Below are 12,477 nucleotides of genomic sequence, written 5' to 3'. Positions count from 1 at the left end.
TATCAGGCTTATCTTTATACTAATTCTGCGATGGTATCGATAAGAAAGTCAACAAAAGAGTTTAAGTCTTTTTGCGATGAAAATGTTCCTTGGGCTTGGGTTTCATTGCCTCCTCCTTTTCCATGGAAGGTTGCGATCTTTTCTTTAAATAAATTGCCGCAGTGCAAGGCGAATTTTCCATTATACTGAAGGAGCAGTTTATTTTCGCTGTACGTGTATAAAAGAACAATGCAGCTTTTTTTATGGAGAATTGCCTTGGCAAGATATTGTAAGTCTTTTAGCGTCTTATCGGCAAAATCTTTTTTTATAAGTAGACTATTTTGCTGTGATAGGACGCTTTCTACTAGATAATGACTGTTTTCTTCTTTTAAGCGTTCGATTTCTTTTAGGAGCAGTTTGTTTTCTGTTTCTTGTTTTTCCATGCGATCTTTTAAGGAATGTTTGTTGGTGTTTATGAAACTGCTGAGGCTATCCAATATTTGTTGGGATATTTGGTAATCTGCCAATGCTCTTTTTCCTACTAAAAAGAATAGTCTTGTTTGCCCCCGATGTTTTTCGGCTTTTACTACTTTTAGCACACCAAGTTCCCCGGTAGTTGCAACATGTGTTCCAGCACATGCAGAATAATCAATTCCTTCTATTTCCACAATCCTTATTGGTCCTGTAACAGTAGGGAGTTTTCGTAATGGAATCTTTTCTGCTTCTTCATTTGTTACAAAATAAGTTTTTATCGCTTTGCTTTGTTGAATATATGTATTGCAAAGATTTTCGATTTCTGCGAGTTGATTTTTATCTAAGTTTGCTGCCTCTACATCAATGGTTGTGTATTCCTTCCCTAAATGAAAACTTACAGTGGGAATAGAATACAATTCATGTAGAGCCGCTGATAATAAATGCTGGCCAGTGTGCTGCTGCATATGATCAAAGCGGACGTTCCAGTCAATGGCACAATCTACTTGTTTTTCAATCGGTTTTTCTGCTAATTGGTGGACGATTCTTCCCTCTACGATTTGAACATCTTGAACACCAATTCCGTTGATTATTCCAGTATCAGCAGGTTGTCCTCCGCCTTCAGGGTAAAAAGCAGTTTGTTCTAACACTACATAAAAAGAGTTATTCTCTTCCCAAATATCGTTAATAGAAGTGAACCATTGTGTTTGATAAGGGGAGTGGTAATATATTTTTTCTGACATCTAACTTCTCCTTTGAAAAACAGGCTATTGTCCGTATAGATTATTGCTATTAATCCGCAAGAGTATATGTGTATGCATCCTGCTCAGTAACTCTAAAAATTTTTTCTTCTTATTTTAAAAGCAATAAACGTTTAGAAAACAGCCAAAAAATATAGTTGTTTCCATTACTATAACATATTCAAGCTATTTTTCTTCTTTTAAGAGGATGGTTCTTCTTAGTGCTGGAAAATTTTTTCGAAAAAAATTACTAAAATAATGGAAAATGTTCATACTAAGAAAAAAGGAGGAGATTCCAATATTTTTCAATCGAAAAGCAGCAGAAGAAAAACCAGAGGATATTTTAATAAACTTAGAGGTGTATGCATGTAATTCTTGTCATGGCTGGATGAGAAAAGATTTTGCGACAGATGATTTAAAATGCCCATTATGCGGAAATGAAACGTCGATGGAAATGAGAGAATTACCACAAATTAATCTTTAAAAAGAAAAATCTGACCTAACTGCTAAAAAACATTTTGGGCCAGATCAACATATGCTATCAATAAAATTCGCTGTCCTCTTCATACATTTGATTGTATGCATTTTGGGCAGCTTGTTCTGTTTGGAAAAGGGCATCATCATCTTCAATTGTATGGAAAGTTTCGTTTAAAAATAATGCTAAAGCATTTGGATTTTTTGGATGCTGAACAATTTCTGCTGGTTTAATATTGGCAACAGTTGGTGTATGAGGATTATGATAGATGACAAATACTTCATCTCCCATCTTTATATTTTTTGTATCAATCGTTTCCATTTATACGCCACCTTCTATAAATTTTCTCGCTGCTGACCGATTTCTTTTTCTGCTAAAATGCTATTGGCAGCCTCTGTTCTTGCTAATTCATCAATAGATTCTCCCCGAATGCCAGGATGAAGTGGTTTTGTTTCATGATTCAGTGATTCTGTTTTCTTCTTTTTCAAGTTTCTCACTCCTTTCTAACAGTTTTCTCTATTAAAAAGAAATTATTATGGAAAAAGGTGGATATGAGGAGCAGATGGCGAAAAAAAGGAGGATAATGGAAAATAACAGGGAGAGACGGTGAATCAAAGCAGCGCAACGGGCAAAAAATAGAACCTGATATTAAATAGAAAAGGCATTCTCAAAAAAAGGGTACGCACATCATCAAAAATGGAAAAGAATAGCCAATATAAAAGCAGAAAACACTAAACTTAAGGGATCATCTGATAAAAAAACCTTTCCTCTATATTACATTTCCATTACAATCATAGGTGAAACAGATTTTTAGCGGCAAAGATTATATTACAGCTACATATATAAATAAAGCTGCATTGCGAGGGTAAGGAGAATTATTTCTGCCATACATATTTTGTCATGTAATACTTTTGGATATAGGAGGAGAGATATTGTATAACTCCATTTTGTTTATTGTTAGCATTCTTTTGTTATTTGTAGCATGCTACACATCTTTTGATTTATTTCAATTAGTAAGAAGCGGGGAAAAAAATAGTCGCTTTTTATTTTTAGCAAGCACTTTTTCGATGGGATTTGGCTTTTGGATTATGAGTTTTCTTGGGATGATGGTCAATAATATTTATGCTACAGCATCTTACGAAGTGCCGATAACCGTTTTATCGATGCTGATTGGCATTTGTTTTAGCGGGATGGCCTTTTATGCCTTGCTTGATAAAGAACATAATAAACATAGAATTTATATTGCCGCGTTTTTCTTTACGTTATCGATGTTGTCTGTATTTATAATAGGACTTTATTCGATTGGCAGCTCGATTCGCTATAATCTTCTAGCGTTAATAATCAGCTTTTTATTACTATTTATAGGATTTTCCTATTCGATTTGGCGCTCTTTTTATCAGACAAAATTAGGTCGGATACCTGCCAAATGGATTAGCGCTTTTTGCTGTGCGGTAATAACAATTGTAACAATTATAAGTCAACTATTATTAATCAGCCATACAACACCGATTGGCTGGAGCAATATTTCGTCTGATTATTATAATAGCTTTATTGTGTATACGGTTTTATTTATTTCCATTTTAATTTTAGGAGGATTAATTGGAACAAGTTCGTTGATTACAGAAACTTTATCTGTAGGAGATATAAATGTAAGAGATATGCAGCAGGCGCTTGATGAATCATCTATTGTTGTTTTTACTGATAATAACGGAATTATTACATATGTAAATGATAAATTTCTTGAAATTTCTAAATATAATCGAGATGAGTTAATAGGGCAGACACACCGAATTGTTAATTCTGGTTATCACCCTCCTGAATTTTTTAAAGAATTATGGAGAACAATTGGAAAAGGCGATATATGGAAAGGAGAAATTCTTAATAAAGCGAAGGATGGTTCCCTTTATTGGGTCGATACAGTTATTGTGCCCTTTTTAAATAAAAAAGGAATTCCCTATCAATATGTATCAATTCGTCGAGATATTACGGAGCAAAAAAATCTACAGCTTCAATTAGAAGAAAAGATACAAGAAGTTATTGATATTAAATTTGCCCTTGATCAGTCCAGCATTATTGCATTTACGGATAAAAGAGGCAAAATTACAAGCGTAAATGAAAAGTTTTGTTTTATATCCGGATACACACGAGAAGAACTCATTGGAAAAGACCATCGCATTGTTAATTCTGACTATCATCCCAAAGAGTTTTTTCAGCATTTATGGAAAACCATTGCAAATGGAGAAGTATGGAAAGGAGAAATTCGCAATAAAACAAAAACTGGTACCTTTTATTGGGTTGATACGACAATTATTCCTTTTATTGACAAAAACAATCAAGTTTATCAATATTTAGCGATTCGCAATGATATTACGGAGAAGAAAAAAACGGAAGAAATTCTTCATCGACAAGATAAGCTTGCAGCAGTCGGGCAGCTTGCGGCAGGAGTGGCTCATGAAATCCGAAATCCGTTAACTTCTATTAAAGGATATGCGGAATTTTTAAGTTTGGATGAAAAAGATCAATCTAGACAGGAACTTTTCGATATTATTTTAGATGAAATTGAGCGTGTAAATTCCATTGTAGAAGAATTTATGCTGCTATCGAAACCGACGATTGCAGCTTTAGAGAAAAAAGAACTTATTCCTATTATTGAAAATGTTTTATCTGTGCTTGATTATCAGCTTCGCAAAAGCAAATGCAAAGTCGAATTGGCATTCATCGAAAAGCATATAGAGATAGAATGTGATGAAAATAAATTAAAACAAGTATTTTTAAATTTTATCAAAAATGCAATAGAAGCGATTGGGTCAGGTGGAACAATTCGAATCGACGTCAAAAAGGAAAAAGAAATAAAAATTACCATTCAAGATACTGGCATTGGAATGGATAAAGAACAGCTGAAAAAACTAGGAGAACCCTTTTTTACCACAAAAAAGACAGGGAATGGCTTAGGGTTAATGGTAAGTTTTAAAATTATTGAGAATTTAAACGGCAAAGTATATATCGAAAGTGAACCAAATAAAGGAACTACTTTTCATCTTAGTTTTCCAGTTGTCGTCTAAAAAAGAATTCGACAAATAAGGGGGGATTTCTTTATTTTTCATGAGTATTGTCCTATTAATGTTCATTATTCTGACAATTAGACTTCTGTTTGTTATCTTCTTGTTATATTAGTAACGGAATTAATACGCGCCTGTTCTTTTTATGAGCAGATTTCATGTTATGATTATACCCGTTAGCTTCGTTAGGCTAGTCAAGGAGGTATAAGGAATATGAAAAAAATCTTATCATTTATTGTCTGTGCAACGATTGCAACAACAGTAGGGACTCGGGCGCACGCAGAAGAAGTCACTGTTAAAAAAGGAGATACACTTTGGAAAATTTCCAAAGAATATAATGTATCAGTGGACGATGTTAAAACGTGGAATGACCTTTCTTCTGATATCATTCAAGTAAATGATACTTTGCAAGTAGCAGAAGAAAAAACATATAAAGTTGCAGCTGGAGATACTTTATGGTCTATTGCAGAGGCAAATGATGTTTCTGTTATAGAGTTGAAAAACTGGAACAGTCTGCAGTCTGATACGATACATATTGGGTCAGAGTTAATTGTTTCAAAGGGGATAAGCAACAAGGCAGCAGCTAACATAATAAAAACGACAAATAGTTCGAACGCTAACGATGCTGCCAGCTCCCAAAATACAAACAAAGCTAGCAATACCACTGCTTCTACGCAAAAAACAAGCACAAAAGAATTAACGGTAGAAGCTACCGCTTATACGGCAAAATGTAATGGCTGTTCAGGCATTACAGCAACTGGAATTAACTTAAAGGATAATCCAAATACAAAAGTAATTGCAGTTGATCCTTCTGTTATTCCATTAGGTTCAGAAGTTTATGTAGAAGGCTATGGAAGAGCTGTTGCAGGAGACACTGGCGGTGCTATTAAAGGAAACAAAATTGATTTACATGTTCCGACCACAGAGCAAGCATTAGACTGGGGAAGACAAACGGTTAAAGTGAAAATCCTAGATTAATAGGAAGAAAAGCTGACGATTAAGTAGTAAAGTACTACTTGGTCGTCAGCTTTTTTTATAGTCATTTTAATAGTATTAGTGGATGTCTTTTTTTTCTTTTTGCAGGAAAAAGTGTTGAACGGGTTTTGCTAATTTATTTATATTCGTTTCAATATGCTCTGTGATAACATGTGCTCGTTCAAAAATAATCGATTTTAACATATCTAATTGATGGGTGATTTTACTGAAATAGGCTTCTTGTTTATCCATTTTTTCGATGATTGTTTGATGAAATACTTCTTGGAGATCGAGTTTTTCGGCTACCTGACTATATAATTCTTCTGTTTTGTCTACTTTTTCTTTCACTTCCATATTCACTTCTGAATATTCCTTGATTTGGCTAGAAAGAGAGATGATTGCTTGTTCTTGAAAGGTAATTTGTTCTAAAATGGCGTTATTCATCAATTCTTCCTTATCCAATGTATCACTATTTTTTTGAACTGATGTTTGCACAGACAGAAGCTCGCTGTGAATAGCTTCTGTTGCTAAACGATGTTCTTTGGCACCAGATAATAGCTCAAGAGCAGTCATTTCTTGATGATTAATTCTTCGGTTTGTTTCTTTTGTTGCATTATCTGTTTTTTGCTCCAGTTGTTCAAGCAGAAAAGCTATGTTTTTAGCTGCTTTCATTTGTTTTTCTAAATGGACTTGCAAATAGTTTTGATGATAAAGTTTTTGATTAGTTGTTGCTAATTCGCTATTTTTTCCTTGGAAAATCTTCGGTTTCTCCTTATTGTCGCTAAAATAGGGCATTTGTCTCCTCCTGTTTTGTATATTTTCCTCTTTATTAGCGGACAAACTAAGCCCCGCAAGTAGAAGTTTCTTTTTATTGTATGAATAGGTTTAGAAAAAGGGGAACAAGGAAGAGAGGAGGAGTTTAGTATGAAGTAAAAAAAGTAATGTACAAATCATTGTACATTACTTTTTTTGTGTATTTTTATTACCCATTAATGGGCTTTTGACCCTCAAATAAGGGATGATAAGAGAAAACGAGAAATCTGGGTGGGGATAATTTACTCGTAAAAGCCTGATTGGTTCAATGAAAAATCAGTGGGAGGAGGCGGAAAAACCACTGATTGAAGTTTCATTTTATAGAAAAGGCGGAATTCCTTTGCTGATTTCTGAAACGATTGTTGTAATGGATTGGATGTCTTGATCATCTAAATTAAAGGCGCTTTTTACTTTATTTTCCAAATCTTTACTTACGTTCCGTTTTCCGACTTCTACGAGGGCAATAAGTGCAAAGCTGCAATTTACAAGCTTGGCGAAGTCTCTTTGTGTCATTTCATAATTTTTCCTAATAAATTTAATGATCTCTTTATTCATTTATTCACCTCATTCCACTTGCTTTATATCCGTCTCATAATTTTGCTGAGTACTTTTATTTTAGAATTATTTATAGGTAGCGCTTTTTGTTATTAAAAATATGTAAAGAAGCATTTGCAATGGCTGCATGTAAACGAAGAGAGAACAGGCAAAATTTTTTTTATATAATAAATGTAGTTTATTAAATCTGAGATATATACATCATAAAAAAAGATGGCTAATTATTCAATAAAAATCTAATATCCTATAAAAATTTTAAAATATAAAAATATTAAGTTTTTTAAAAAATGGATTTTTACTAACATAATTAACGCGGTTTAACTGCAAAAAACGTCAAAAAAAATGCTGAATTACTTAATAAATATAAATAATTATTTCTTTTTTGTATATATTGGCTAATTTATGCTGATTTTATTGGCTAATTAATATAATGACATTAGTAATCATCCGATATATTATTTTTGTAACAGAGGTTGTTAAGTTTTATTACATACATTTATAATATACTATATTATCTTTTTTATATATTAAATTTTTTGAATTTTAAGTATATATAAAGGAGGCAATGTTAGAAAACGAAATAATGGGAGGTTTTTTGTATGTCCTCAGATAGTTACTCCGTTATTCGATCTATTGTAAATAGTGCGACAAAAAAATTTCTGGCAACGATTATTCAAGTAGAAGGATCCGCCTACCGAAAAGAAGGAACAATGATGCTTTTTGCAGAAAATGGGGAAGAAACTGGTCTTTTAAGTGGTGGGTGTGTAGAGCAGGATGTACTAGCAAGAATAGAAATGAATAAGGAAGTCAGTCATGTTATATACGACATGCGTTCAGAAGATGATTTATCTTGGGGGCAAGGAGTCGGTTGTGATGGCAGCATTCATCTTTTAATAGAACCTATCACTCCTTTATTGCAGCAAAACTTCTCTAAAGTAAAGGAACTATTAGATAAAGGAATAGGCGTCAGCCATTTTAAAGTGCTTGATTCAGATTTTAAGGTAACATATTCTTTTTTTATTAGTGAGACAGGAGAAGAATTTGGAGAGAATCCAGATTATCCAATAGAAACATCACGATACAAAAATAAGTCATTAGCGAAAAAAAATTCTTGTAATGGCTATATTTTTCGAAATGATTATAGCCCTTCTCCTCGTCTTGTTATTTACGGGGCGGGACCAGATGTTTTGCCAGTTGTCCATAATGCAAAAGGAGCAGGATTTCATATTATCTTAGCTGATTGGAGAGAAGGATTATGCAATAGAAAAAAATTCCCCTTAGCGGATAAATTTATTATTGCAAATCCAAAAGAAGCGATGGATAAAATACAGCTTTCTGCAAAGGATTTTGTGTTAATCATGACACATAACTTTACGAAAGATAAAGAACTAATCGACTATTTGCTTTTTAAAGAGTTTAAATTTGTGGGATTATTGGGTTCAAAAAAACGAGGAGAGCGCTTGATGGGGGCAAATGCTTGCCCGAGCTGGCTGCATTATCCTGTTGGTTTATCAATAGGTGCAGAGGGGCCAGATGAAATTGCTGTTAGCATTATAGCGCAATTAATTATGGTGAAAAACCAGGTCAATCAAAAGGTGAAAACATGATGATTGCCATTTATTTAGCGGCAGGGAAAAGTAGGAGAATGGGAATCAAAAAGCTTTCTTTGCCATTTATAGAGGATAAAACAATTGGCAGCAGTGGATTATATGCATTGCTCCAAACAGAGATCGATTATATTTTTGTTATTGTGCAGCAGGCAGATGATTTATTGTGGATGGATGCAGCTTTGAAAAAAGAACTAAAAGGCAGAGGAGAAATAATCATTTGCCCTGATAGTGAAAAAGGCCAAGGTTTTTCCTTGCGATGCGGCGTTTTGCAAGCAATAAATAAACAGGCAGAAAAGATTATGATATGCCTTGCTGATCAGCCTTTTATGACGGTGGAAATATTGACTGTACTGATGACAGAAAATATGACACAAACCGACGATTATATCGCATGCAGCCATAAAACAATCATACAACCTCCAATTATGTTTTCTAAAAAGTGCTTTTCTGCTTTATTGCAAATGGACGGGGACTATGGAGCGAAAAAAATAATTGCAAATGGATCGCTAAAAGGAAAAAAACTTGAGTTTTCCGATAAATTGGCATTTATGGATATTGATACACCTGCAGATTATCAGCAACTTCTTTCTTTGCGAAATTAAATAAAAGGATGGTGAGGGAATTGGCTCAATTAAATACTGGTTATTATCAAACTGTTGTAGATATCCCGAAACAACTTGGAGATATAAAAAAAATAAAAAGGGAAGATAGCCTCTTTATTTCAGGGGGAACATTATTGCAATTAAATTGGGAAGCTGGAGTAGATAGACCCTCCCATCTTATTAGTATGGAAATGATTAAAGAGTTGCATGGCATTCAAATAGTGTCTATTGATCAAAAAGAGTTTCTTGAAATCGGTGCAGCAACAACTCTTGCAGATTGCTGTGAACATAAAAATATTTTAAAATATGCTCCCATACTTGCTGATGCCTGCAAAAAAATTGCTGCACCAGCTGTTCGCAATCGAGGAACCATCGGCGGCAATATTGCAGGAAAAGTAGGAGATTCTATTCCAGTCTTATTCGTTCTAGAAGCAAAACTTCGTGTTTATGATGGAGAAAGGGAAAGGGTTATTCCTATTCAGGAATGGCTGAAAACAGCCATCCAACAAAATTTCTTGTATATTATTACAACAATCCTCATCCCAATAAAGGAAAAAGAAAAAGGAAATTACTTTTTTCAAAAGGTAGGAAGAAGAGAAAGTTTTACAGCAGCGATTATTTCCATTGCAGGCTTTTTAAAAACGGTAGACAAAAAAGTGACAATAGCAAGATTTGCGATTGGCGGCGGTGCTCATTTGCCACAAAGGCTAATAGAAGCAGAGGAAATATTAGTAGATAATTCTTGCGATTTGTTAGCTTTTTATAAAGCAGTTGAAACTAGTTTTGCCACATACTCCGATGCATTTGTTACAGAAAAATATCGAAAAAAAGTTGCGGCAAATATTCTGTTTACAAAATGTCAAGAAATCATGGAGAAAAGCGAATAGTTTTATAAAAGGGGTGGGAAAAGGTGGTTTTAAATCAAAAAAGTGCTGGCGATAGATGGAAAAAAAGACGAGATGGAATCGGCAAAGTGACAGGTGAGTTAAAGTATTTAACCGATATGGCATTTCCTAATATGCTTTATGGAACGGTCCTCAGGAGTGAACATCCATTCGCAAAAATTGTAGCAATAAATACGGAAGAAGCAGAGAAGCTTCCTGGTGTGGAAGCAGTTCTTACCTATAAAGATGTGCCAGGACTAAATGGATTTGGAATTGTGATGCCAGATCAGCCTGTATTTTGTGAAAGTGTTGTCCGATATGTCGGCGATGCTGTGGCAGCTGTGGCGGCTTCTACAAAGGAAATTGCAGAACATGCAGCATCTTTAATCAAAGTAGAATATGCTCCAATGGCGCCAATTACCGATCCGGAAGAAGCTTTATTAGAAAATGCGGTGAAACTACATGAAAATGGAAACATTCTTCATAAAGCCCGTTATAAAAAAGGAGAAGAAATAGAGAAAGCATTTGCAGAATGTGCCTATATTGTAGAAGATACCTATTATACGCCAAGGCAAATGCATGCATATATGGAAACAGAAGGGGGAGTTGCACTGCCAGATGAAAATGGAGGAATAACCCTCTATGCTCCAACACAGCATGGTTTTAAAGATCAAATGCAGCTTGCCAGAATTTTAAATATGGAAGCAGAAAAAATTCGGGTTGTCTCGAGTCCCATTGGCGGATCCTTTGGAGGAAAAGATGAATTAAATATCCAGCCATATGTTAGTTTGCTGACAATAAAAACGGGAAAACCTGTAAAAGTTCATCAATCAAGAAGAACATCGATTAAAGCAGGCATTAAAAGGCATCCCATGAAGATTACAATGAAAACAGGTGCTGATAAAAAGGGGAAAATACTTGCCCATCAAGTCAAAATTATCGCAGATACAGGCAGTTATGCAACACTTGGCCCTGCTGTTTTAGATTTTGCAGTAGAACACAGTGCAGGTCCCTATATAATGGAGCATGTTGAGGTAGACGGCTATTCTGTTTTTACCAATAATGGTGTTTCTGGAGAATTCCGCGGATTTGGAGGCAATCAAATAACTTTTGCTCTTGAATTGCAAATCGAAAAATTAGCAGAAAAAATGAAGTTATCATCAACAGATCTTCGTTGGAAGAATTTGCGTTCTACTAGAGACCCTGGACCGGTGAATCAATTGATCGTTCCGACAACAGGGGCGAGCGATGTCCTTTCGAATATATTAAAGTCTCCTCTTTTGCAGCAAAAAAATCACCAAACTCAAGCGTGGAAAATAACTGGAACAGGCTATAGCATTACGATGCATGGCGGTGGTCTTGGTTTTGGAAGGTCTGATCCATCTGGGGCAAGGATGTCTTTAAATAATCAAGGGAAAATAGAAATATCCTTTGGATTTGAAGAGTGTGGCCAAGGATTAATTCCAAGCATTGAGATGATTATGACAGAAACATTTGATTGCTGTTCAGAAGATATTGACATTGTCATTGGCGATACGGCAAAAGTTCCTCATTCTGGTTCTTCTACGGCATCAAGGGCAACGAATATGGTATGGCAGGGAATTAGAAGGCTAAAGGGACCTTGGACAGAAAAAGTGCTGAAACATGCAGCTGCTTTAACGAAATTGCCGAAAGAACGATTGAAAATTGGAAGTGGGGGCATTTGGGCGAAACAGAAAGATGGAGCAGAGTTTATTTGTTCCTTTAAAGAACTGGCAGATTTCCTTGATGAACTTCCTTCTGTTTCTGTAGAATATCATTTTCCAACAACCCCAAATGCAATTGATGGTGGACATTTTCTTTACACATTTGCTGGTGTTGCAGCAGAAGTGGAAATTGACTTATTAACTGGAAGAGTGTCTGTAATGAGATTAGATCATGTTATTTCTGCGGGATCAGTAGTGAATCCAATGGGATATCTTGGCCAAATTGAAGGGGGAGCCAGCATGGGACTTGGTTTTGCGCTTTTTGAAGATGCGACAATGGAAAATGGCCGCTATATGACAGAAAATTTGGATACGTATTTAATTCCAACGATTGCAGACATCCCGAAAGAAACAAATGTAACAGCAATTGAAGCATTGATAGAAGGAGATGACTATGGTCCAAGAGGGGTCGGGGAAATCGGCACGGTAGCTGTTGCTCCAGCGATAGCAGCAGCCATTCATCAGGCAACAGGACATTGGGTCAATAAACTGCCAATATCGACAGAGGAAATTTTGGATATTGTTTCCAATCGTTTATTTCAAGCTTAAATAGTTTTTTCAGCAAAAAC

Annotated in this window: 12 protein-coding genes; 7 read left to right on the top strand and 5 right to left on the bottom strand. The window is 35.0% G+C overall.

The window, feature by feature from the left end:
• Positions 1 to 14: 14 nt before the first annotated feature.
• Positions 15 to 1,193: an alanyl-tRNA editing protein gene (locus CWS01_RS21475; protein ID WP_101179518.1), complete on the bottom strand. Its 1,179-nt coding sequence runs from the start codon at positions 1,191 to 1,193 to the stop codon at positions 15 to 17.
• A gap of 262 nt (positions 1,194 to 1,455) precedes the next feature.
• Between CWS01_RS21475 and CWS01_RS21470 the strand changes: the two genes are divergently transcribed.
• On the top strand, positions 1,456 to 1,674 hold the full coding sequence (locus CWS01_RS21470; RefSeq protein ID WP_235852145.1) for a cold-inducible protein YdjO-related protein: 219 nt from the start codon (positions 1,456 to 1,458) through the stop codon (positions 1,672 to 1,674).
• A gap of 57 nt (positions 1,675 to 1,731) precedes the next feature.
• On the opposite strand, the gene CWS01_RS21465 is transcribed toward CWS01_RS21470, so the two are convergent.
• Positions 1,732 to 1,986: a transcriptional regulator SplA domain-containing protein gene (locus tag CWS01_RS21465; RefSeq protein WP_101179517.1), complete on the bottom strand. Its 255-nt coding sequence runs from the start codon at positions 1,984 to 1,986 to the stop codon at positions 1,732 to 1,734.
• A gap of 14 nt (positions 1,987 to 2,000) precedes the next feature.
• Entirely contained in the window at positions 2,001 to 2,153 is a 153-nt protein-coding gene (locus tag CWS01_RS22560; protein WP_157827721.1) for a hypothetical protein, read from the bottom strand.
• Positions 2,154 to 2,597: 444 nt separating this feature from the next.
• On the opposite strand from CWS01_RS22560, the gene CWS01_RS21460 reads away from it, so the two are divergent.
• A complete protein-coding gene (locus tag CWS01_RS21460) occupies positions 2,598 to 4,727 on the top strand; it encodes a PAS domain S-box protein (RefSeq protein WP_235852144.1) in 2,130 nt (709 codons plus the stop codon).
• Positions 4,728 to 4,937: 210 nt separating this feature from the next.
• Positions 4,938 to 5,702, top strand: a complete 765-nt coding sequence (locus CWS01_RS21455) for a LysM peptidoglycan-binding and 3D domain-containing protein (protein WP_101179515.1) — start codon at positions 4,938 to 4,940, stop codon at positions 5,700 to 5,702.
• A 75-nt stretch (positions 5,703 to 5,777) separates the two neighbouring features.
• On the opposite strand, the gene CWS01_RS21450 is transcribed toward CWS01_RS21455, so the two are convergent.
• Positions 5,778 to 6,494 (bottom strand): hypothetical protein, encoded by a 717-nt coding sequence (locus CWS01_RS21450; RefSeq protein WP_101179513.1) that lies wholly within the window; start codon positions 6,492 to 6,494, stop codon positions 5,778 to 5,780.
• 336 nt (positions 6,495 to 6,830) lie between these two features.
• Positions 6,831 to 7,067 carry a helix-turn-helix transcriptional regulator gene (locus CWS01_RS21445; protein WP_101179511.1) on the bottom strand — a complete coding sequence of 79 codons (237 nt, stop codon included), beginning with the start codon at positions 7,065 to 7,067 and terminating at the stop codon, positions 6,831 to 6,833.
• Positions 7,068 to 7,666: 599 nt separating this feature from the next.
• Here CWS01_RS21445 and CWS01_RS21440 point away from each other — a divergent pair.
• The 4 genes from CWS01_RS21440 to pucD are packed head-to-tail and all read left to right on the top strand — an operon-like array spanning position 7,667 to position 12,457.
• Positions 7,667 to 8,674, top strand: coding sequence for an XdhC family protein (locus CWS01_RS21440; protein WP_101179509.1), 1,008 nt, complete (start codon positions 7,667 to 7,669; stop codon positions 8,672 to 8,674).
• Positions 8,674 to 9,279, top strand: coding sequence for an NTP transferase domain-containing protein (locus CWS01_RS21435; RefSeq protein WP_157827720.1), 606 nt, complete (start codon positions 8,674 to 8,676; stop codon positions 9,277 to 9,279). Before CWS01_RS21440 ends, CWS01_RS21435 begins: the two co-directional genes overlap by 1 nt.
• Positions 9,280 to 9,299: 20 nt before the next feature.
• Entirely contained in the window at positions 9,300 to 10,166 is an 867-nt protein-coding gene (locus tag CWS01_RS21430) for an FAD binding domain-containing protein (protein WP_168714441.1), read from the top strand.
• A gap of 23 nt (positions 10,167 to 10,189) precedes the next feature.
• On the top strand, positions 10,190 to 12,457 hold the full coding sequence (gene pucD / locus CWS01_RS21425; RefSeq protein WP_101179503.1) for a xanthine dehydrogenase subunit D: 2,268 nt from the start codon (positions 10,190 to 10,192) through the stop codon (positions 12,455 to 12,457).
• Positions 12,458 to 12,477 lie beyond the last annotated feature (20 nt).

The sequence above is a fragment of the Niallia nealsonii genome (assembly GCF_002835805.1).
GTDB lineage: Bacteria > Bacillota > Bacilli > Bacillales > Cytobacillaceae > Niallia > Niallia nealsonii.
Note: the sequence above shows the minus strand (reverse complement) of the source record. Positions and strands in the feature narration are given on the sequence as shown.

Bases quoted from the DNA above. Each gene is read 5' to 3' on its own strand.
- CWS01_RS21440 (WP_101179509.1), top strand. From the start codon at position 7,667: ATGTCCTCAGATAGTTACTCCGTTATTCGATCTATTGTAAATAGTGCG.
- CWS01_RS21450 (WP_101179513.1), bottom strand. From the start codon at position 6,494: ATGCCCTATTTTAGCGACAATAAGGAGAAACCGAAGATTTTCCAAGGA.
- CWS01_RS21455 (WP_101179515.1), top strand. From the start codon at position 4,938: ATGAAAAAAATCTTATCATTTATTGTCTGTGCAACGATTGCAACAACA.
- CWS01_RS21475 (WP_101179518.1), bottom strand. From the start codon at position 1,193: ATGTCAGAAAAAATATATTACCACTCCCCTTATCAAACACAATGGTTC.
- CWS01_RS21465 (WP_101179517.1), bottom strand. From the start codon at position 1,986: ATGGAAACGATTGATACAAAAAATATAAAGATGGGAGATGAAGTATTT.
- CWS01_RS21470 (WP_235852145.1), top strand. From the start codon at position 1,456: ATGTTCATACTAAGAAAAAAGGAGGAGATTCCAATATTTTTCAATCGA.
- CWS01_RS21435 (WP_157827720.1), top strand. From the start codon at position 8,674: ATGATTGCCATTTATTTAGCGGCAGGGAAAAGTAGGAGAATGGGAATC.
- CWS01_RS21445 (WP_101179511.1), bottom strand. From the start codon at position 7,067: ATGAATAAAGAGATCATTAAATTTATTAGGAAAAATTATGAAATGACA.